The sequence below is a fragment of the Alsobacter soli genome (genome assembly GCF_003004785.1).
GTDB classification, from domain to species: domain Bacteria; phylum Pseudomonadota; class Alphaproteobacteria; order Rhizobiales; family Beijerinckiaceae; genus Alsobacter; species Alsobacter soli.
Genome location: NZ_PVZS01000025.1, coordinates 22,651 through 41,739 on the forward strand (window position 1 = coordinate 22,651; position 19,089 = coordinate 41,739).

A 19,089-nucleotide genomic window follows, 5' to 3' on the forward strand; every position below is an offset into this window, starting at 1 on the left:
GATCCCCGGGACAAGCCCGGGGATGACGGTGGAGAGATCCGCGCATCCAGACTTTTCGCTCTGCTCCGGACGACCGTGGACCGCCATGCGCCCGATCTCTTCCCTGGTTCCGATCGCCGCCCTGGCGCTTCTTGCCGCCGCCCCGGCCTTGGCGCAGCAGCCGCTCACCGTCACGGTGCGCAACAAGTCCGTGCCGACGCTCTGCGCCGAGGACGACAACGTGTACCTGACCTTCCAGAACCCGAAGGTGCGCCACTTCCGGGTAGAGGCGCGCGCCCCGGCGGTGATCGGCTCGATCGCCGTCGACAGCCGCGCGCCGGACTTCACCAACTGCACCATCAAGGACCAGCCTCCCGGGCCGGAGGACAAGGTCGAGAAGCTCGTCCTGTTCGAGGACGACACGATGCAGCTGGTTGGCTACCGCCACTCGGAATTCTGGCGCAAGGGCGACGTGCCCCTGAAGGTCGGGGACCGCGAGGAAAAGGCGCTTTATCTCGTCCAGCTCTTCACCAAGACGCCCCGCGGCCCCTACGAGCACCTCGTGCTGTACCCGCTGGACGGCTACTGGCGCCTGCGCCCCCTGCCTCCGGCGCGGCTCGATGAGGTCGCCTACGGCACATCCGTGCTCATTGGCCCCATCGAAGAGAACGAGCGCCCGTTCGTCTCCATCAAGTCCATCAAGTTCACGCCGAAGTCGAAGACCTTCGACCTGACCTTCCCCAAGGGCGACCAGGCCAGCATCCGCGTCGCCGGGCTGTCCGAGCAGTCCACGGCGCTCGAAGTCACGTTCGAGAACGCGGTCAAGCGCCGCCCCTTTGCGGCCCTGCGTTCCATGTACGTCACGGACGTGAACGCCGATTCATCCCAGGTCGCCTGGCGCGCGCCCTATGACAAGGGCTGGCGGCAGAAAGGCGTCATGGAGTTCGGCTCCGGCCAGGCTCACGACGTGTGGCTCGGCCGCGCGGTCACGTCGAAACACAACACCAGCGCGCCCGACACGGCGCTGTTCGACTTCCAGCCCGAGTGATCGGGCGCACCAACGGCGAGGGGGCTTGCCATGAGCGACGACGAGGTGATCGTCAAGGACTGCAACGGAACGCGCCTGCAGAACGGCGACACCGTCCACGTCATCAAGGACCTGAAGGTGAAGGGCACGTCGTCCACCATCAAGCAAGGTACGAAGGTGAAGGGCATCCGCCTGACGGACGACCCGGAGCACATCGAATGCCGCGTCGACAACATCAAGGGACTGATGCTGAAGACGTGCTTTCTCAAGCGCGTGAACTGAGCCGCCGCGCTGGGCTCAGCCCAATGCCCCGATGATCGCGTCCGTCGACGCCACGGTTGCGAATTCGGCCGCCAGGGTCGCCAGGTGAACCGCCTGGACCGTTTCGGCCGGGATGACCGTACCGTCCAGGCCCGGCATGTCGAAGCAGGAGCACGCGTCGCCGGCGACGATCATGCGCCAGCCCAGGTTCGAGCCGACCCGCACCGTGGTGGAGACGCACTGGTCCGTGGTGATGCCGAAGGCCACGACCGCCGTGGCGCCCAGGCGCCGCAGCCGAAGGTCCAGGTCCGTGCCGATGAAGGACGCGTTCACGCTCTTGGCGACCAGCGGCTCGTCCCCCTGCGGCCCGAACCCCAGCCGAAAAGCGTTGCCGGGGGCGGCCGGGCTCAGCTTCGAGCCAGGCTCAACGGAATCGTGGCGCACGTGGATGATCGGCATTCCGCGCTCCCGCCAGGCGTCGAGCAACGCGAGCCCTTTCCGATCGCAATCCGGGTTGCACCGGCGCGGGAAGGCAGGGTCGTCAAATGCCTGCTGCATGTCGATGGGCAGCAGGACGGTGGTGGGCGGGAGCTGCAGCATGGCGTCTGAATAGACGCCATGCGCCGGGCCGGCAATCGGTCGGCTCACGCTACCTGCTGGACCTTCACGCTCTCCGCTGCAGCGTCGATATTCGCCACGAGTTGCGGATCAAGCTGCAACGCGCCAGCGAGTTCCTGCAGGAACGCCGTTTCCGTGGGCTCGTCCGGGTCGATCGTGAGCCGGGCCGCCGTGTAGACCTGCGCGGCGATCTCGGGCGAACCAGCGCCGGCGGCTAGGTCGGCCGCGCTGGCCGGGTTCGCGAACTGCTGGTCCAGGAACTGCGCGGCTTCCGGATTGGCCCCGAGTTGCTGCAGGTTGCCCGTGATGTGCGCACGTTCGGCGTCATCCACCACCCCGTCCGCCGAAGCGGCGGCGATCATGGATCGGATGAGCAGGAGCGAGGTGGCGTTATCCTGCCCGGCGTCCCCGGTCGTCCCGAACGGGCTCTCCACCGGGGCCTCGGCCACGGACGCTCCCATGCCGGGGATGTTCACCAGCGGTTTGCCTTGCTGATAGTTCTGCCAGGCCTGGTATGCGAGGCCCCCGACGAGCGCCAGCCCGCCGAGCTTGGCGGCGTCCACGGCCAGTCCACGGCCAGCCTTGCTGCCGAGAAACAGCCCGGCGAGGCTCCCCAGCGCGGCCCCGCCGGCGAGCTGGTTCTGGTTCAGCATGTCCTTCGCCCGGGCCAGCAGGTCTCCACCGCCCTGCCCACCCGTCAACTGGCCGAGCATCTGCCCGAGCGCGTCGCCTGCGCCAGTGGCCTGGTTCACCTGCTGGCCGGCGCCCTGCAGGCCCTGCTTGGCCTGCCCGAGAACGGAGCCGATCAGGTCGCCCAATCCGCCGCCGGGAGGCTGCGCCGGCTGCCCCGGCTGGGCCGCGCCTCCTTGCTGAAGCTGCCCGAGGACATTCCCCAGCAGCCCGCCGAGGCCTCCCTGCCCACCGCCCTGCGTGGGCGCTTGGCTGGCGGACATCATGGCGTCGAGCAACTTCTTGGCGTCAAACATGGCGGCTCCCTCCGCGGTCAATGCGGGGGATGTAAGCACGCCCTTGCCAAATGTGAATGACGCCGCGCAATCCGTTCCGCTCAGGCCCGCAAGGCCGCCGCCGCACGCGAGAGCGCCGTGATGGCGGACCAGTCGCCGGCTTTCACCGCCGATGCCGGGGCGATCCAGGAGCCGCCCACGCAAATCACGTTGGGGAGCGCGAGGTACGTCTTCGCCTTCTCGGCGTCGATGCCGCCGGTCGGGCAGAACTGGATTTGCGGGAGCGGCGCGCCCAAGGCCTTCAGGAAGGCTGCGCCGCCAGCTGGCTCGGCCGGGAAGAACTTCATGAGATGGTAGCCCATCTCCGCCAGCGTCATGGCCTCGCTCGCGGTCGAGGCCCCGGGCAGAAGGGGCGTTGAGCCGCGCGCCGCGGCTTCCGCCAGCTTGGTCGTGCAGCCCGGGCTTACGAGGAATTGCGCCCCGGCCGAGGTCGCCTCGCCCACCTGCGAGGGCGTCAGCACGGTGCCTGCGCCCACGATCGCGTCCGGCACGTGCTGGGCGATCTGCTCCATGGCGTCCAACGCCGCGTCCGTGCGCAGCGTGATCTCCAGGGCGGGCAGCCCGCCCGCGACCAGCGCCTGGGCGAGCGGCACGGCCGTATGGGGATCGTCGATGGTAAGCACCGGGACCACGGGCGCGCGGCGCAGGATGGCGAGGAGTGCGGATTGGCGGGCGTCGTTCACGGGAGAACCTCCTTGGCCGGCGCTCAGTGTTCGCCCCAAGCCGGTGCGGGTCAACGGCCTGGCGCGCGGCCGCGACGGCCCTTGGCGCGGGTTTAGTTTCGTGCGATCTCTGGCGCCTTCAAACGATTAAGTCGAGGGCGGAAAATGGCTGAGGATGTCGTCGCAACCCTGCTGGGCTGCTATCGCTCGAAATCGCGCGTCCCGAGCGCGAGCGTGGGCCCGCTGAGCCGTTCGCAGGGCTTCGCCGCCCAGGCGCGCATCGCGCGGGAGCTTGGCGTCGCAGCCGGCGGCTGGAAGGTCGCCCTGCCCAATGGGGTTTCAACCGCCGCCCCCATGTTCTCGGACGTGATCCTGCCCAATGGCGCGCGCTTTCCGCTCGCGCAGGGCCCGATCGTCGAGGTCGAGCTTGGCGTTCGCCTCGCGAAGGATTTGCCGCCCCGCGCGGGCCAGCCGTACACGCGGGAGGAGGTCGGCGACGCCATCGGCGACGCCCTGGTGGGCGTCGAGCTGATCGGCAGCCGCTATGAGGAGATGCCTCCGGCGGTCGATCCCAACGTCTGGCTCGCCGACAACATGGGCAACGCCGCCTATGTCGTGGGTGACGCCAAGCCCCTCGCCGCCATCGGCGATCCCGCGACCCTGCGCTGCCGCTACTGGGCCGACGGCGAGCTCAAGCACGACGTGGTCGGCGGACACCCGGCCGGCGACCCCATCGAGTGGCTGGTGCTCTGGGCCAACGCGCAGGATGACGCGCTCGGCGGCCTCAAGGCCGGGCAGGTGATCACCACCGGCAGCCTCATCGTGCCCGCCCGCTTCGACAGGCCGACCCGCATCGAGGCCGAGCTCGACCGCATCGGCCGCGTCACGGTCGACCTGGTTTAGCGCGCGCCGACGAGGCCACCCGCGGTTCGGAGGTCGTGGACCAGCGCCGCGAAGGCGGCCTCCTTCTCGGCCTCCGTCTGAAGCCGCAGGATGTAGGACGGGTGCGTGGCGATCACGCCCCAGCGCCCGTCCGGCAACCGGAACGGCCTCCCGCGCTCGCGCGTGACCGCGACCGCGCGCCCCAGCACCGCCTGCGCGGCCGAGGCGCCCAGCATCACCACAACCTCAGGGTCCACGGTCTCCAGTTCCCGCTCCAGCCAGCTGCGGCAGGCGTGGATTTCCCCGACGGAAGGCCGCTTGTGGATGCGCCGCTTGCCGCGCGGCTCGAATTTGAAGTGCTTCACCGCGTTGGTGACGTAGGCCCGCTCGCGTCCTACCCCGGCTTCGGCCAGCGCCCGGTCGAACACCGCGCCGGCGGGACCCACGAAGGGCTTGCCGGCGATGTCCTCCAGGTCCCCCGGCTGCTCGCCGACCACCATCAGTCTCGCGTCTGCGGGCCCCTCCCCCGGCACGGTCTGTGTCGCCTGCTCCCACAACGGACATGCCCGGCACGCGCGCGCCGCCTCGGCGATGGCGGGCAGGCCGGTGGGTCCGGCGGATCCCTGGTCGGGGGCGATCTCCACGACCGCGCCCCTGCGCTGCACCGGCAAGGTCGGCGCCGCCTCGATCATGGCGGCAGTGCGCGTCGCGGCTGTCGCCACGAGATCCGGGATGAGCTGTGCCTCCGGCAGGTTCTTCCAGAATCGCTTGGGCATCTCGGCCCGCATGGCCTCTGGGTTCAGCCGAGCCGGATTGAACACGTTGGCGTAATAGGAGCGCCAGAGGTCCTCCAGCGGATCGCCCTGCTGCGCCGCGCTGGGGTGTGCCCCGGGTCCGATCAGCAGGTCCTCGCCTGTCCAATGCGCCGAGCGCTCGGGAGTCAGGATGGTCCAGCGCAGGCTGGCGAAGCGCTTGACGAAGAACGGCGCAGCCGCCTCGAGGATGTGGTGGTCGGGCTCGTACCAGGCCACGAAGGCCTCGCCGTCCGGCCCCTGCACGTCGCGGAAGCGCACGAAGGCGTGCATCTTGTGGATGTCACGACGCACGGCCTTCGCCATCTCGCGAAACTGGATCACGTCCGGGTCGGAGGCCAGGTCCAGCAGGCGCGGCTCCTCCGAAAGCCGCCACAGCAGCCGATAGATCAGCCGAAACCGCTCCCGATCCCGGTGCAGCCCGACAGTGCGGGCGTCGTCGACGAAGGCGCGCGACACGCGCGGCGCCGGCCGCGCCGGAGCCGGGGCCGCACTCTCCGCAGAGCCGAGCCCGCCTCCCTGGCCGAACAGGTCGACCTCCGCTTCGTCGCCTGTCAGCCAGGTGGTCCGGTGCGGCGGAACGCCCTCGGCGAGCAGCTTCCGCGCGGCCTCGCGAAAGCCGTCGAAGTCCGTCTCCCCGGCCAGCTGGACGCGATGCAGATCCCCGTCGCGCGACACCGTACGGCTCCGCTTCGCTCAGGCCGCAAAAAGGTCGAGCTGCCGCGCCGGAGCCGGTTTCAGCCAGGCCTGCAGGTCGGCGCGATCCAGGAGCCGCGTGGGGCGATGGTCCGGCAGGACCAGGAAGGGTGACACCTTCCGCATGGGCACCTTCAGGCGCGCCAGATCGTCGCTGCGCAGGCTGCGCACGCGCCGCGAAGAGATGATGCGCTCGACGGTGCGCACGCCGAGCCCCGGCACGCGCAGGAGCTCCTCCCGGGTCGCCTTGTTGACGTCCAGCGGGAAGCGCTCGCGGTGCTTGAGCGCCCAGGCGAGCTTGGGGTCCATGTCGAGCGACAGCATGCCGGCCTCGCCGCCCGCGACGATCTCGTTGACGTCGAACCCGTAGAATCGCATCAGCCAGTCGGCCTGGTACAGCCGGTTCTCGCGGATCAGCGGCGCCGGCTTGAGCGGCAGCGCCTTGCTCGAATCCGGGATAGGGCTGAAAGCCGAGTAGTACACGCGCCGCAGCCTGTAGCCGCCGTAGAGGGCGGCGCTGGTCGTGAGGATATGCTGGTCGTTGGCGTCGTCCGCCCCGACGATCATTTGGGTCGACTGGCCTGCGGGCGCGAACACGCGCCCGTTGCTCCGCGGCGCCTCGTCGATCACGCCCCGCAGGTGACCCATGGAGCGCCGGATCGCCCCGATCTCCTTGCGAGGCGCAAGCCTTTCCAGGCTGTCCGCCTTCGGAAGCTCGATGTTGACGCTGAGGCGGTCCGCCCAGCGCCCGGCTTCCTCCACCAGCTTCGGATCGGCGTTCGGGATCACCTTCAGGTGGATGTAGCCCCGGAAGCCGTGCTCCTCGCGCAGCGTTCGCGCCACCCGGACCAGTTCCTCCATCGTGTAGTCCGGGCTCTTGATGATGCCGGAGGAGAGAAACAGTCCTTCGATGTAGTTGCGCTTGTAGAAGCCCAGCGTGAGTTTCACGACCTCCTCGACCGTGAACCGCGCCCGCCGCACATGGCTGGACGACCGGTTGATGCAGTAGAGGCAGTCGTAGATGCAGGAGTTGGTCAGCAGGATCTTCAGCAGGGACACGCAGCGCCCGTCTGGCGTGTAGCTGTGGCAAATGCCGGACCCTCCTGAGGAGCCGATGCCCTTGCGGTCGAGCGAGTCGCGCTTGGCCCCGCCGCTCGAGGCGCAGGAGGCGTCGTACTTGGCGGCGTCCGCCAGGATCTCCAGCTTGCTCTTAAGGTCCATGCTGTCCGTTCCCGAATGAGGCGGAAAGCTAGCGTGTTCCTTTTTCGTTCTCAATCCCACGACCTGCGGCAGACGGTCACGCAAGCCCGTTTCCGGCTGCATGCCGCGTTGAAGCCGCAGCGGATCTGAGGAGAGCGGACGATGAGCAAGACAGCGGAGAAGACGGATCCCAAGCTCTGGGACAAGGTGAAGCGCCAGGTCCAGAAGGGCGACAAGGGCGGGCGCGCCGGCCAGTGGTCGGCCCGCAAGGCTCAGATGGCCGTGCAGGAATACAAGCACGAGGGCGGCGGCTACGAAGGCCCGAAGACGACCGACAACCACCTGGTCGAGTGGACGCAGGAGGAATGGGGCACGAAGTCAGGCCGCAAGAGCGGCGAGACCGGCGAGCGCTACCTGCCGAAGAAAGCCCGCGAGCGCCTGTCCAACAACGAATACAAGCGGACCACCGCCAAGAAGCGTGCGGACACCCGCAAGGGCAAGCAGTTTTCGGCTCAGCCCCGGGACATTGCGCGGAAAGTCGCCCAGGATCGTCATCACGACGGCTCCGGGCGTCGCGAACCCACAAAGGCCGCCCTCTACGCGGAAGCGCGCCGCCGCGACCTTCCTGGGCGGTCTCGCATGAACCGGGATCAGCTTCAGCGAGCCCTCGCCCGAGGCTGAGACGGCTTCAGGCCGCGACCGTGGAGGCGCGGACGATCAGCTCGGGCCTGATGAGGACGCGGCGGGGCGGCAGGTCGGGCCGTTCGATTCGCTCGATCAGCAACTCGGCCGCGCGCCGGCCCATCTCGGCGTGGTTGTTCCTCACCGTGGTGAGCGCCGGATACCACTGCGCCGCTTCCTGGACGTCGTCGCAACCGACGATGGAGAAGTCGAGCCCGGCCTCCCGGCCGCAGCGGCGAAGCCCCAGCAAGGCCCCGAAGGCCGTCAGATCGTTGAAGCAGAACGCCGCCGTGGGCGGATCAGGCAGGGCCAGTACCTTCTGGATGCCGGCGAGGCCGGTCTGGCGCGTGCCGTAATCCATGTAGACCAGGTCGGGATCGAAACGCAGCCCATGCTTCTCGATGGCCTCGCGGTAGCCCCGATGACGGCACCATCCTGTCGAGGTGTCCTCCATGCCTCCGATCATCGCGATCCGCGTATGGCCGAGCTCGACCAGATGCGCGATCGCCAGATGGGCGCCCTGCACGTCGTCGGAGCCGACGAAGTCGAGACCCACGCCCTCGATCTCGCGCGAGATCTGCACGACCGGGATGCGCGCCGCCGTGAGGTGGGCCAGGCTTTCCGCCGTCGCCCCGCCAGCGGGGCACAGGATCATCCCGTCGGGCCGGTACTCCTTCAGCGTGCCGAGGACGCGCTCCTGTCTTTCCAGGCTTTCCCCGTAGGTGCCGAGCAGGATCGTGCGTCCCGCCTCCGCCGCCGTTTCCTCCACGGCGACCAGCATTTCGGCGAAATAAGGGTTGGTGATGTCGTGGAATCCCACCGCGATCATGTTGGTTCGCGCGGTGCGCAGGCTCGCGGCGCTGCGGTTGTAGATATAGCCGAGCTCCCTGGCCAGCGCCTGAACGCGGCTCTTGGTAGCCTCCGCCACCACCGGGCTGTCACGCAGCGCCAGCGACACGGTCGCGGTGGACACGTCGAGCTTTTCTGCGATCACCTGCAGCGTGACGCGGCCCCGCTCGCCCCTGTCGATCACGTCGCCCATGCTCATGCGTTTTGACTTCCCGTTTCCCCCGCGGGCTCGCATGATGCCGCCGCCCTGGCGACCCGCGTCGCGGAATGTCCGCCGGGCCTGATCAGAATAGAAGCACAAGAGCGGGAGAGCGCACAGTGTCAACGGAACGCGAGCGGATCGGATTCATCGGCGTGGGGCTGATGGGCCACGGCATGGCCAAGAACATCGTCGAAAAGGGCTATCCGCTCACCGTCATGGGTCACCGCAATCGCAAGCCCGTCGAGGACCTCCTCGGCCGCGGCGCGCGCGAAGCGAAGTCGGCCCGCGAAGTCGGCGAAGCCTCCGACATCGTCTTCCTCTGCGTCACCGGCTCGCGCGAGGTGGAGGGCCTGGTGCGCGGCCCGGATGGCCTCGCCGCCGGCCTCAAGTCCGGCTCCGTGATCGTGGACTGCTCCACCTCCGACCCGAACTCGACGCTGGCCCTGGCCGCCGAGTTGGAGCCGCACGGGATCACCTACGTGGACGCGCCCCTGTCCCGCACGCCCAAGGAGGCGTGGGAAGGCATGCTCGACACGATGGTGGGCGCCTCGCCGGAGGTGTTCGCGCGCCTCAAGCCCGTGCTGGATGCGTGGGCCGGACGCGTCATCCATATCGGCGGCACGGGCGACGGCCACCGCATGAAGCTGCTCAACAACTTCATCGCCATGGGCTACGCCGCGCTCTTCTCCGAGGCGCTCGCTTTGGCCCAGAAGGTGGGCATCACGCCCGAACGCTTCGACAGCGTGATCCGCGGCGGCCGCATGGACTGCGGCTTCTACCAGACGTTCATGAAGTGGACGCTGGAGGGCGACCGCGAGGCCCACAAGTTCACCCTGAACAACGCCTTCAAGGACATGCGTTACCTCGAGTCCATGGCGGACGCCGCTGGCCTGGCCAACCCCATGGGCAACGCCGTGAAGAACGCCTACGCGGTCCCGGTCGCGACCGGCAAGGGCGAGGACTACGTGCCGATGCTCTCCACCCATGTGGCTGCGCTGAACGGCGTCGAGCTGAAGCGCAAGGTCTGAGCCCGGCCGCCGTCGTCCCGGACGCGCCCAAACGGACGGGGAAGGGATGACGGCGCAGCTCGTCGCTGCGGCGCCGCCAGGGAGAAATCGCCCGCACTTTGACCCGTATCAACGAGCGTCCTGCCCTGGCTTGAGACAAACGGCGTGTCATTCCCCTGGACACGCCGTCATGACCCTTCCGTCTTCCCTGATCCTCGCCGAGAAGTCCGTCCCCCGCTACACCAGCTATCCCACCGCGCCGCACTTCACGCCCGCGGTGGATGCTTCCGTGGCGAAGCATTGGCTGGGCGAATTGAACCGCGACGCCAGCCTCTCCGTCTACCTCCACGTCCCTTATTGCCGGGCCATCTGCAATTACTGCGGCTGCAACACCAAGGCGGCGCGGCGGGACGAGCCCCTGGACGACTACACCGAGACGCTTCTGGCCGAGATCGACGTCGTCGCCGACGCCACCCCGGCGCGCCGCATCACCCACATTCACTGGGGCGGCGGCACGCCGAGCCTGCTCGGCCCCGAGCGCCTGGCGCGCCTCGCCGACAAGCTCGCGTCCCGGTTCGACTTCGGCGCCATCGTGGAGCACGCCATCGAGCTCGACCCGCGCACGGTGGATGAGAACCTGGCCCGCGGCCTCGCCCGCATCGGCGTAAATCGCACGAGCCTGGGAGTCCAGGACCTGAACCTGCACGTGCAGAAGGCGATCGGCCGCGTGCAGCCCTACGAAACCGTGGCGCGCTGCGTGGACATGCTGCGCGCCGTCGGGATCGAGGCGATCAACCTGGACCTGATGTATGGCCTGCCCCACCAGGGCGTGGACGACGTCGTCCGCACGGCGGAGCTCGCCGCCGGCCTCGAGCCCTCGCGGTTCGCAATCTTCGGCTACGCCCACGTGCCGTGGTTCAAGCCGCATCAGCGCCTGATCGACGCCGCTGCCCTGCCGGGCGCCGCCGAGCGCCTGCAGCAGGCTGACGCAGCCCGGGCGGCCCTGGTCGGCCGCGGCTACGAGGAGATCGGCCTCGACCATTTCGCCCGCCCGGACGATCCCATGGCGGTGGCCTCCCGCGAGGGCTCCCTTCGGCGCAATTTCCAGGGCTACACCACCGACCTCGCGGACGCCCTGATCGGCCTGGGGGCCTCGTCCATCGGCCGCGTGCCCAAGGGCTACGTGCAGAACGCCGTGGACGTGCCCGGCTGGCGGCGCGCCGTGGAGGCGGGCCAGCTGTCCATCGTGAAAGGCGTCGCCTTCTCAGCGGACGACCATGTCCGGGCGAGCGTGATCGAGCGGCTGATGTGCGACTTCGCCGTGGACTTCGGCGAAATCGCCGCCGGCGCCTACGGTCGCCAGGAAGCCCTCGACGACGCCATCCCGCCCCTGCGCGACCTGGAGCGCGACGGTGTTCTCCATCTGGATGGCCGCCGTGTGACGCTGACGGACGAGGGCAAGCCCTTCATGCGGCTCGCCGCCGCCGCCTTCGACGCGTACCTGCGGAAGGGGACCGGCCGCCATTCGGCGGCCGTGTGACGCTCACTGCTTCTTGAGGTAGAGCTGGGCCCCGCTCACGGGGTCCTTCTGCCACGTCCCGTCCGGCATCACGGAGAAGCCTTGCTCGTGGCCCTTCTTGGCCACGAGGTAGAGGCGGCCGTTGCCGGTGCGCCACCCGACCGGGTCGAACACCTTCAGCCCTGAATCGATGCAGCCGCCGGAGAGCTTGGCGGGCATCCGGCCCTCTTTCCGCCCCTGCGCGAGGATGAGGTCGATCGAACAGATCGGCTTGTTCTTTTCGCGGGCCACGCCGTAGAGCCCGGCGAGCGACTGGGGAGTCACGTTCGGCGCGACGGAGGCCGGAGGAGGAGGAGGCGCTGCAACCCCGCCGCCCGCTTTCGGAGCGTGGGTCGCTGCCGGCCCGGCCGCCGTATGGACTGGCTCCGCGGCAGGCGCCCTGGCCTGGCCCAGCGGCTTCAAGGTGAGGCCTTCCGCCGCCGAGGCGAAGCCCGGACCGTTCGCTTCCCGCTCCAGCGAGACGAGCTTCTTGCCGGACGCGTCCACCATGGTGACCCTGGCGCCTTCGAGGTTCCAGCCTGCCGCCTGGCCGAGCAGAGGCAGGGCGGCGCGGCAGGCCGGCGGCGCGCCGAGCTGGCGCCCGTGCAGGCCTGCTTCGTCGCCCAGATGCACGCGACAGCTTCGGGCCGTCTTGGCGTTGGTGAACTCCCACGTGCCGGTCATGCCAGACACGTCGGCGTCTCCTTGCGCGGAGGCCGGAACGGCGCCTGCGGCCCAGAAAAGGGCCGCGCTTGCCGCGAGACCAAGCCCAAGCCGCGCCCAATAAGCGCCCATCAACCCACGCGCCCGCATCCGCCAGCCTCCCCGCCGCACGATTGTCAGCTGTCGCCCGTTTAACCGCGAAACGGGCGACGCTCAATCCAACATGCGGGGAACGCGCGAGCGCAAGAAGAGGATGCGCTCAGCCCTTCCGAGGCCAGGGCGTTTCCGCAACAGGCGTCAGCGGCCCCTTGCCGGACAGGAAGGAGGTGATGTTGTCCACCACGAGCTGGCCCATCAGGTTGCGGGTGTGGTGGGAGGCCGAGCCGACATGCGGCAGGAGCACGGCGTTCTCCAGCGCCATGAGTTCGGCCGGGACGTGCGGCTCCTTCTCGAACACGTCGAGGCCGGCAGCCGCGATCACCTTGTTCTGGAGGGCGTTGATCAGCGCGCCCTCATCCACCACCGTCCCGCGGCCGATGTTGATGAGCACGCCCTGGGGACCAAGCGCACGAAGGACTTCCGCGTCGATGATGTGGAACGTGTCCGCTCCGCCCGGCGCGACGCTGATCAGGATGTCGCAGGCCTCCGCCATCCCGACGAGCGTGGGATAGTACTTGTATGAGACGCCCTTCTGCTCGTTGCGGCCGTGGTACACGACCGTGAGGCCGAACGCCTCGCACCGGGTCGCGATCGCCTTGCCGATGCGCCCAAGCGCCAGGATGCCGACCGTCTTGCCCCGCAGCGTGTTGTGCGTCAGCGGATAGGGCCCCTGCTTCTCCCACTTGCCGGCCCGCAGATAACGCTCCGAGGCCGACAGTTCGCGAACCGTCATGAGCAGCAGCCCGAGGCAGGTGTCCGCGACCTCCTCGGTCAGCACGTCCGGCGTGTTGGTGACCACGATGCCGTGCTGGCCCGCCCAGGCCGCGTCCACCGTGTCGTAGCCGACGCCGAAGTTCGCCACGATCTCGAGCTTCGGCAGCTTCGACATGAGCGCCGCGTCCGTCTTCGCGTGCCCGCCGGTCGCCACCGCGCGGATGCGGGGGCCGAACTCCGCCAGGAAGGCGTCGCGGTCGCCAATCTCGTTGAGCTTGTGAAGGGTGAACCGGTTCTCCAGCTGCTCCATGACGAGCGGCATCATCTTGCCGGTGACCAGAACCTCGATGTCCTTCAAGACGTCCTCCCAAGCGCCTCGTTCGAGGCGTCATTCAAACAGATCACGGCTCAGCGCCGTTCGGCCGGCACTTCACACGCTTGGCGCCTGAATTTCAATCGATTGATGTTCGGCGGAAGCAGGCCTGCCTTGATTTCCGTGCAGCGCTTCGCGATGATGACGCCGCGCGCCGGCCGGAGCAAGGCTCAGCCCTGATCCGGCCGGCAAAATACAATGCTCGCCGACACGTTGGCATGGCCCGTGGCGAGACAGGGAGGACTTTATGGCGTCCGTGGAAATCCGCGACGTGCGGAAGGCGTTTGGCTCGACCCAGGTCATTCATGGCGTGAACATTGGGATCAACGACGGGGAGTTCGTGATCCTGGTCGGTCCGTCCGGCTGCGGGAAGTCGACGCTGCTGCGCATGATCGCGGGACTGGAGAACATCAGCGGCGGCGAGATCCGCATCGGCGAGCGCGTCGTCAACGACGTGCCCCCGAAGGAGCGCGACATCGCCATGGTGTTCCAGAACTATGCGCTCTATCCGCACATGACGGTGGCCGACAACATGGCCTTCTCCATGAAGCTGCGGAACGCGCCGAAGTCCGAGATCCAGGCGCGCGTCAGCAAGGCCGCGGGCATCCTGGGCCTGGAGAAGCTCCTGGACCGCTATCCGCGCCAGCTTTCGGGCGGCCAGCGCCAGCGCGTCGCCATGGGCCGCGCCATCGTGCGCGACCCGCAGGTCTTCCTTTTCGACGAGCCGCTGTCGAACCTCGACGCCAAGCTGCGCGTCCAGATGCGCACCGAGATCAAGGAGCTGCACCAGCGGCTCAAGACCACGACGGTCTACGTGACCCACGACCAGATCGAGGCCATGACCATGGCCGACAAGATCGTCGTGATGCACGACGGCATCGTCGAGCAGATGGGCGCCCCCCTCGAACTGTATGACCGTCCCGCGAACCTGTTCGTGGCCGGCTTCATCGGTTCGCCCGCCATGAATTTCGTGAAGGGCAAGATCCGCGCGGGCGCCCAGCCGAGCTTCGAGTCGGACGGTGGCGGCGTGTTCCCGTTGACCACCGCGCCGCAGGGATCGGACGGGCAGCCGGCCGTCTATGGCATCCGGCCTGAGCACTTCCAGCTCTCGGCCGCCGGACTGCCGGCCGAGGTTGTCGTCGTGGAGCCCACCGGCTCGGAGACGCAGGTCGTGGCCAAGATCGGCGGCCAGGAGTTGGTCTGCATCTTCCGTGAGCGGATCACGGCCGGACCGGGCGAGACGATCCGGATCGCCCCGGACCCGAACCTCGTCCACCTCTTCGACGCCCAATCCGGAAACCGGATGAGCTGATCTTCAAGCCGCGCGCGCCGACAGGTTCGCGCGGCTTTTTCGTTCAGGGCCATCGCAAGCGGACGTAGAGCCGCCCTGCCCGCCGAGCTCCGCCGCCCCGCGGCCAACGCCAAGACCGCCGCAGGCGGCCCAACAAGAAACGACGCAAGGGAAGGAAACCACATGTTCAATCTCGATCGCCGCTCGCTGATCAAGGGGGGCGCCGCCCTGGGCGCCATGGGCGCCACGGGGCTGCTCGACTTCGCCAAGGCCTGGGCCCAGCAGTCCCAGTGGAAGCCCGAACAGGGCGCCAGCCTCAACATGCTGCGCTGGAAGCGCTTCGTGGAGGCCGAGGACAAGCAGTTCATGGTCATGATCGACGCCTTCTCCAAGGCGACCGGCGTGAAGGTGAACATCTCCAACGAGTCCTTCGACGACATCCAGCCCAAGGCTTCCGTGGCGGCCAACACCGGCCAGGGTCCGGACCTGGTATGGGGCCTGTTCTCCCTGCCCCAGTTGTTCCCGTCCAAGTGCCTGCCTGTCGGCGACGTCGCCGAATACCTCGGCAAGAAATACGGCGGCTGGGTGCCTTCGGCCCAGGCCTACGGCCAGTTCGAGGGCAAGTGGGTCGCAATCCCCGTCGCGTTCAACGGCGGCTACATCAACTATCGCATCTCGTCGATGAACAAGTCGGGGTTCAAGGAATTCCCGAAGGACACCGGGGGCTTCCTCGATCTCTGCAAGGCCATGAAGGGCAACAACTTCCCGGTCGGCTTCGCCCTCGGCCACGCCACCGGCGACGGCAATTCCTGGTGCCACTGGGCGCTGTGGTCCCACGGCGGCTACCTCGTCGACAAGAACGACAAGGTCATCATCAACTCGCCTGAGACCGCCAAGGCGCTGGAATACGTGAAGGAGCTCTACGGCACCTTCACGCCCGGCACCGCCTCCTGGAACGACTCGTCCAACAACAAGGCCTTCCTGGCTGGCGACCTGCACCTGACGGGCAACGGCATCTCGATCTACGCCGCCGCGGTGGCGCAGGGGATGAAGAACATCGCCGAGGACATGGACCACGCGTTCTGGCCGATTGGGCCCGTGGGCAAGCCGACCGAATTCCAGCTGGCCTTCCCGCTCCTGGCGTTCAACTTCACGAAGTACCCGCAGGCCTGCAAGGCGCTGATGGCCTACATGCTGGAAGCGGAGAACTACAATCCCTGGCTGGAGGCGGCGGCAGGCTACCTCACCCATCCGCTCAACGCCTACGACAACAACCCGGTCTGGACGAAGGACCCGAAAAACACTGTGTTCCGCGAAGCCGCGAAGCGTACGCTCACGGCGGGCGGCCTTGGCTCCATCGGCGAAAAGGCGGCCGCCGCCCTGGCCGACTTCATCGTCGTGGACATGTTCGCGAACTACTGCACCGGCCGCGAGGACCTGAAGGGTTCCATCCGGGTGGCCGAGCGCCAGGCGCAGCGCCTGTTCCGTTCGTGACGGAGCGCGCATCCGCGCGACGGATCGAGAGAGCGAAGTCATCCCGGCGGTCGCATGACCGCCGGGCCTGACGGGTCTTGACCCGAGGCGGCCGGCGGCAGGGCTGGCCGAACCCACGGAGACAACGATGAGCGACAGCGTGGCGGGCCGCCTCACGGCCCCGGCCATTCGTCACACCACCCGGTGGGACAGGCTCCGCATCAACCGCAACTGGCTCGGCTTCTGGTTCATGCTGCCGGCGGCGCTGATCCTGGTGCTGTTCCTCGCCTACCCGCTCGGCAAGGGGGTCTGGCTGTCCTTCACGGACGCCAAGATCGGCCGCACCGGCGTCTTTATCGGCCTCGAAAACTACGAATGGCTCGGGCTTCCCTGGTGGGAAGACGCCGACGGCGTGTTCTGGCTCTCCGTGTTCAACACCGTTGTCTACACGGTGGTGGCGTCCGTCGTTAAGTTCGCCATCGGCCTCTACCTAGCGATCCTGCTCAACCAGCACCTGCCCTTCAAGGCGCTGATCCGATCGATCGTGCTGATCCCCTTCGTGGTGCCGACGGTCCTTTCGGCCATCGCGTTCTGGTGGATCTTCGATTCGCAGTTCTCGATCATCTCCTGGTCGCTGCGGCACATGGGCCTCATCGACCACAACATCAACTTCCTGGGCGACCCTAACAACGCCCGCGCGGCCGTCATCTTCGCGAACATCTGGCGCGGCGTGCCGTTCATCGCCATCACGCTGCTCGCCGGCCTGCAGACGGTCTCGCCCTCGCTCTACGAGGCCGCCACGCTCGACGGCGCGACGCGCTGGCAGAACTTCCGCTTCGTCACCTTCCCGTTGCTGACCCCCATCATCGCCGTGGTGATGACCTTCTCGGTGCTCTTCACCTTCACGGATTTCCAGCTGATCTGGGCCATGACCCGCGGCGGCCCCGTGAACGCCACCCATCTCATGGCCACCCTCTCGTACCAGCGCGCCATCCTGGCCGGGAACCTCGGCGAAGGCGCCGCCATCGCGACCGCGATGGTGCCCTTCCTGCTTTTCGCCATCATGGTTTCGTGGTTCGGCCTGCAGCGCCGCAAGTGGCAGCAAGGAGCGGACAATGACTGACGCCGCCGTCCGCGAGCATTCGCGCCCAGCCCTCACCGACGACCGGGAGGGCATGAGCTACCTCGACAGCATCGGGCGCCGGCTGGTGCACCTGTACCTGCCGCTCGGCCTCATCATGGTGGTGCTGATCTTCCCCTTCTACTGGATGGCCCTCACCGCCATCAAACCGGACAATCAGCTCATCGACATGGACACCTACAACCCGTTCTGGGTTGTCAGTCCTACCTTGAAGCACATCAACAAGCTGCTGTTCGAGACGAACTACCCGACCTGGCTCTGGAACACGATGTACGTGTCCATCCTGGCCACCGTGCTGTCGCTGTTCGCCAGCGTGCTGGCCGCCTACGCCATCGTGCGCATCCGCTACAAGGGGGCCCAGTGGGTGGGCGCGGCCATTTTCCTGGCCTACCTGGTGCCGCCGTCGATCCTGTTCATCCCGCTGGCCACGATCATCCAGGCCTATGGGCTGTTCGACAGCCCCATGGCGCTGGTGCTCTGCTATCCCACCATCCTGATCCCGTTCAGCACCTGGCTGCTGATGGGCTACTTCAAGACGATCCCTTACGAGTTGGAGGAGTGCGCCCTCATCGACGGCGCCTCGCGCTGGCAGATCCTGGTCAAGATCATCCTGCCGCTCGCTGTGCCGGGGCTGATCTCTGCCGGCATCTTCTCGCTCACGCTTTGCTGGAACGAGTTCATCTACGCGCTGACCTTCCTGTCCTCGACGACCAAGAAGACGGTGCCGGTGGCGATCGTCAGCGAGTTCGTGGACGGCGACATCTATCGCTGGGGATCCCTGATGGCCGGCGCCCTGGTGGGATCGCTGCCCCTCGTGATCCTGTATTCGTTCTTCGTCGAGCACTACGTCTCCGCCATGACCGGGGCCGTGAAGGAGTAAGCGCATGATCGTTGGTTTCGTCGGCCTCGGCGCCATGGGGCTCCCCATGGCGCAGAACCTCGTGCGGCGTCAGTTTCGCGTGCGGGGCTTCGACATGCGGCGCGAGGCCGTTGACGCCCTGGCGCAGGCGGGCGGCGTCGCGGCCGGCTCCGCCCGGGAGGCGGCCGAGGGCGCGGACGCGCTCGTCCTCATGGTGGTCAATGCCGCCCAGGCCGAGGCGGTGCTGTTCGATGCCAGCGCCCTGGAGGCGCTCGCGCCGGGCGCGACCGTCATCGTCATGGCGACCTGCCCGCCCGCGGCCGCCAAGGCGCTCGCCGAGCGCGTGGCCGCCACGGGCCGCAGCTTCGTGGACGCACCCGTGTCAGGCGGCGTGGTCGGCGCCATCGCCGGCACGCTCACCATCATGGCGTCCGCGCCGAAAGCGGTTTTCGAAGGCGCGAAGCCCGTGCTCTCGGCCCTGGGCGACAAGTTGTTCCATGTCGGCGAGGAGCCCGGCCAGGGCTCGGCCGTGAAGACCGTCAACCAGCTCCTCTGCGGCGTGCACATCGCCGCCGCCGCCGAAGGGCTCGCCCTGGCTGAGAAGGCCGGCATCGACGGCCGGATCTTCCTGGAGATCCTCGGCGGCTCCGCCGCCTCGAGCTGGATGCTCAAGGACCGTGGCCCGCGCATGCTGGAAGACGAGCCGCGCGTCACCAGCGCTGTCGACATCTTCGTGAAGGACCTCGGCATCGTGCTGGACGCCGGGCGCGCCTCCAAGAGCGCCACGCCGCTGGCGGCGGTTGCGCACCAGTTCTTCCTGTCCGCCTCCGCCCAGGGTCTCGGCGGCAAGGATGACAGCCAGGTGGTGGAGGTCTACCGCGCGCTGGCGGGGATGAAGTAGCCCTCCGTCATTGCGAGCGTAAGCGAAGCAATCCAGGGCCGTCAGGCTCGACCGGC

The 19,089-nt window shown here is 68.0% G+C and carries 19 protein-coding genes; 11 read left to right on the forward strand and 8 right to left on the reverse strand.

Annotation, left to right across the window (positions count from 1 at the left end):
- Nucleotides 1-85: 85 nt before the first annotated feature.
- Nucleotides 86-1,027, forward strand: a complete 942-nt coding sequence (locus SLNSH_RS18785) for a hypothetical protein (RefSeq protein WP_106338713.1) — start codon at nucleotides 86-88, stop codon at nucleotides 1,025-1,027.
- Nucleotides 1,028-1,057: 30 nt separating this feature from the next.
- Nucleotides 1,058-1,288: an alkylphosphonate utilization protein gene (locus tag SLNSH_RS18790; RefSeq protein WP_106338715.1), complete on the forward strand. Its 231-nt coding sequence runs from the start codon at nucleotides 1,058-1,060 to the stop codon at nucleotides 1,286-1,288.
- 15 nt (nucleotides 1,289-1,303) lie between these two features.
- On the opposite strand, the gene SLNSH_RS18795 is transcribed toward SLNSH_RS18790, so the two are convergent.
- The 3 genes from SLNSH_RS18795 to SLNSH_RS18805 form a co-directional block, all read right to left on the reverse strand.
- A complete protein-coding gene (locus tag SLNSH_RS18795) occupies nucleotides 1,304-1,867 on the reverse strand; it encodes a cysteine hydrolase family protein (protein ID WP_106338806.1) in 564 nt (187 codons plus the stop codon).
- Nucleotides 1,868-1,911: 44 nt separating this feature from the next.
- Nucleotides 1,912-2,871 carry a tellurite resistance TerB family protein gene (locus SLNSH_RS18800; RefSeq protein ID WP_106338717.1) on the reverse strand — a complete coding sequence of 320 codons (960 nt, stop codon included), beginning with the start codon at nucleotides 2,869-2,871 and terminating at the stop codon, nucleotides 1,912-1,914.
- A gap of 80 nt (nucleotides 2,872-2,951) precedes the next feature.
- Nucleotides 2,952-3,593: a bifunctional 4-hydroxy-2-oxoglutarate aldolase/2-dehydro-3-deoxy-phosphogluconate aldolase gene (locus tag SLNSH_RS18805; protein ID WP_196240285.1), complete on the reverse strand. Its 642-nt coding sequence runs from the start codon at nucleotides 3,591-3,593 to the stop codon at nucleotides 2,952-2,954.
- Between the two features lie 144 nt (nucleotides 3,594-3,737).
- On the opposite strand from SLNSH_RS18805, the gene SLNSH_RS18810 reads away from it, so the two are divergent.
- A complete protein-coding gene (locus SLNSH_RS18810) occupies nucleotides 3,738-4,475 on the forward strand; it encodes a fumarylacetoacetate hydrolase family protein (protein WP_106338719.1) in 738 nt (245 codons plus the stop codon).
- Here the strand turns inward: SLNSH_RS18810 and SLNSH_RS18815 are convergent.
- Both SLNSH_RS18815 and SLNSH_RS18820 read right to left on the reverse strand, forming a co-directional pair.
- Complete coding sequence (locus SLNSH_RS18815) at nucleotides 4,472-5,926, reverse strand: UdgX family uracil-DNA binding protein (protein WP_106338810.1); 1,455 nt, start codon at nucleotides 5,924-5,926, stop codon at nucleotides 4,472-4,474. The genes SLNSH_RS18810 and SLNSH_RS18815 overlap by 4 nt on opposite strands.
- Nucleotides 5,927-5,962: 36 nt before the next feature.
- On the reverse strand, nucleotides 5,963-7,183 hold the full coding sequence (locus SLNSH_RS18820) for a putative DNA modification/repair radical SAM protein (protein WP_106338721.1): 1,221 nt from the start codon (nucleotides 7,181-7,183) through the stop codon (nucleotides 5,963-5,965).
- 141 nt (nucleotides 7,184-7,324) lie between these two features.
- Between SLNSH_RS18820 and SLNSH_RS18825 the strand changes: the two genes are divergently transcribed.
- Nucleotides 7,325-7,843 carry a DUF5872 domain-containing protein gene (locus SLNSH_RS18825; protein ID WP_106338723.1) on the forward strand — a complete coding sequence of 173 codons (519 nt, stop codon included), beginning with the start codon at nucleotides 7,325-7,327 and terminating at the stop codon, nucleotides 7,841-7,843.
- Between the two features lie 7 nt (nucleotides 7,844-7,850).
- On the opposite strand, the gene SLNSH_RS18830 is transcribed toward SLNSH_RS18825, so the two are convergent.
- The gene (locus SLNSH_RS18830; protein ID WP_106338725.1) at nucleotides 7,851-8,891 is read right to left on the reverse strand and encodes a LacI family DNA-binding transcriptional regulator; all 1,041 of its coding nucleotides are present in this window, start codon (nucleotides 8,889-8,891) and stop codon (nucleotides 7,851-7,853) included.
- 119 nt (nucleotides 8,892-9,010) lie between these two features.
- Between SLNSH_RS18830 and SLNSH_RS18835 the strand changes: the two genes are divergently transcribed.
- Nucleotides 9,011-9,922: an NAD(P)-dependent oxidoreductase gene (locus tag SLNSH_RS18835; protein ID WP_280954485.1), complete on the forward strand. Its 912-nt coding sequence runs from the start codon at nucleotides 9,011-9,013 to the stop codon at nucleotides 9,920-9,922.
- A 169-nt stretch (nucleotides 9,923-10,091) separates the two neighbouring features.
- Entirely contained in the window at nucleotides 10,092-11,441 is a 1,350-nt protein-coding gene (gene hemN / locus SLNSH_RS18840; RefSeq protein WP_106338729.1) for an oxygen-independent coproporphyrinogen III oxidase, read from the forward strand.
- Between the two features lie 3 nt (nucleotides 11,442-11,444).
- On the opposite strand, the gene SLNSH_RS18845 is transcribed toward hemN, so the two are convergent.
- On the reverse strand, nucleotides 11,445-12,143 hold the full coding sequence (locus SLNSH_RS18845) for an AprI/Inh family metalloprotease inhibitor (protein ID WP_245422412.1): 699 nt from the start codon (nucleotides 12,141-12,143) through the stop codon (nucleotides 11,445-11,447).
- Nucleotides 12,144-12,381: 238 nt separating this feature from the next.
- Nucleotides 12,382-13,353 carry a 2-hydroxyacid dehydrogenase gene (locus tag SLNSH_RS18850; RefSeq protein ID WP_245422408.1) on the reverse strand — a complete coding sequence of 324 codons (972 nt, stop codon included), beginning with the start codon at nucleotides 13,351-13,353 and terminating at the stop codon, nucleotides 12,382-12,384.
- A gap of 262 nt (nucleotides 13,354-13,615) precedes the next feature.
- On the opposite strand from SLNSH_RS18850, the gene SLNSH_RS18855 reads away from it, so the two are divergent.
- From SLNSH_RS18855 to SLNSH_RS18875, 5 genes are all read left to right on the forward strand, one after another.
- Nucleotides 13,616-14,680 (forward strand): ABC transporter ATP-binding protein, encoded by a 1,065-nt coding sequence (locus SLNSH_RS18855; RefSeq protein WP_106338733.1) that lies wholly within the window; start codon nucleotides 13,616-13,618, stop codon nucleotides 14,678-14,680.
- A 162-nt stretch (nucleotides 14,681-14,842) separates the two neighbouring features.
- Nucleotides 14,843-16,153 (forward strand): ABC transporter substrate-binding protein, encoded by a 1,311-nt coding sequence (locus SLNSH_RS18860; protein ID WP_106338735.1) that lies wholly within the window; start codon nucleotides 14,843-14,845, stop codon nucleotides 16,151-16,153.
- Nucleotides 16,154-16,280: 127 nt separating this feature from the next.
- Nucleotides 16,281-17,255 (forward strand): carbohydrate ABC transporter permease, encoded by a 975-nt coding sequence (locus SLNSH_RS18865; protein WP_106338737.1) that lies wholly within the window; start codon nucleotides 16,281-16,283, stop codon nucleotides 17,253-17,255.
- A complete protein-coding gene (locus SLNSH_RS18870; protein ID WP_106338739.1) occupies nucleotides 17,248-18,153 on the forward strand; it encodes a carbohydrate ABC transporter permease in 906 nt (301 codons plus the stop codon). The genes SLNSH_RS18865 and SLNSH_RS18870 overlap by 8 nt, the downstream gene beginning before the upstream one ends.
- A gap of 4 nt (nucleotides 18,154-18,157) precedes the next feature.
- On the forward strand, nucleotides 18,158-19,033 hold the full coding sequence (locus tag SLNSH_RS18875) for an NAD(P)-dependent oxidoreductase (protein ID WP_106338741.1): 876 nt from the start codon (nucleotides 18,158-18,160) through the stop codon (nucleotides 19,031-19,033).
- Nucleotides 19,034-19,089 lie beyond the last annotated feature (56 nt).

What these genes read in the sequence shown, in the direction of transcription:
- SLNSH_RS18820 (WP_106338721.1), bottom strand. Translation starts at nt 7,183, where the DNA reads ATGGACCTTAAGAGCAAGCTGGAGATCCTGGCGGACGCCGCCAAGTAC.
- SLNSH_RS18865 (WP_106338737.1), top strand. Translation starts at nt 16,281, where the DNA reads ATGAGCGACAGCGTGGCGGGCCGCCTCACGGCCCCGGCCATTCGTCAC.
- SLNSH_RS18870 (WP_106338739.1), top strand. Translation starts at nt 17,248, where the DNA reads ATGACTGACGCCGCCGTCCGCGAGCATTCGCGCCCAGCCCTCACCGAC.
- SLNSH_RS18795 (WP_106338806.1), bottom strand. Translation starts at nt 1,867, where the DNA reads ATGCTGCAGCTCCCGCCCACCACCGTCCTGCTGCCCATCGACATGCAG.
- SLNSH_RS18875 (WP_106338741.1), top strand. Translation starts at nt 18,158, where the DNA reads ATGATCGTTGGTTTCGTCGGCCTCGGCGCCATGGGGCTCCCCATGGCG.
- SLNSH_RS18790 (WP_106338715.1), top strand. Translation starts at nt 1,058, where the DNA reads ATGAGCGACGACGAGGTGATCGTCAAGGACTGCAACGGAACGCGCCTG.
- SLNSH_RS18800 (WP_106338717.1), bottom strand. Translation starts at nt 2,871, where the DNA reads ATGTTTGACGCCAAGAAGTTGCTCGACGCCATGATGTCCGCCAGCCAA.
- SLNSH_RS18830 (WP_106338725.1), bottom strand. Translation starts at nt 8,891, where the DNA reads ATGAGCATGGGCGACGTGATCGACAGGGGCGAGCGGGGCCGCGTCACG.
- hemN (WP_106338729.1), top strand. Translation starts at nt 10,092, where the DNA reads ATGACCCTTCCGTCTTCCCTGATCCTCGCCGAGAAGTCCGTCCCCCGC.
- SLNSH_RS18855 (WP_106338733.1), top strand. Translation starts at nt 13,616, where the DNA reads ATGGCGTCCGTGGAAATCCGCGACGTGCGGAAGGCGTTTGGCTCGACC.
- SLNSH_RS18810 (WP_106338719.1), top strand. Translation starts at nt 3,738, where the DNA reads ATGGCTGAGGATGTCGTCGCAACCCTGCTGGGCTGCTATCGCTCGAAA.
- SLNSH_RS18860 (WP_106338735.1), top strand. Translation starts at nt 14,843, where the DNA reads ATGTTCAATCTCGATCGCCGCTCGCTGATCAAGGGGGGCGCCGCCCTG.
- SLNSH_RS18845 (WP_245422412.1), bottom strand. Translation starts at nt 12,143, where the DNA reads ATGACCGGCACGTGGGAGTTCACCAACGCCAAGACGGCCCGAAGCTGT.
- SLNSH_RS18785 (WP_106338713.1), top strand. Translation starts at nt 86, where the DNA reads ATGCGCCCGATCTCTTCCCTGGTTCCGATCGCCGCCCTGGCGCTTCTT.
- SLNSH_RS18825 (WP_106338723.1), top strand. Translation starts at nt 7,325, where the DNA reads ATGAGCAAGACAGCGGAGAAGACGGATCCCAAGCTCTGGGACAAGGTG.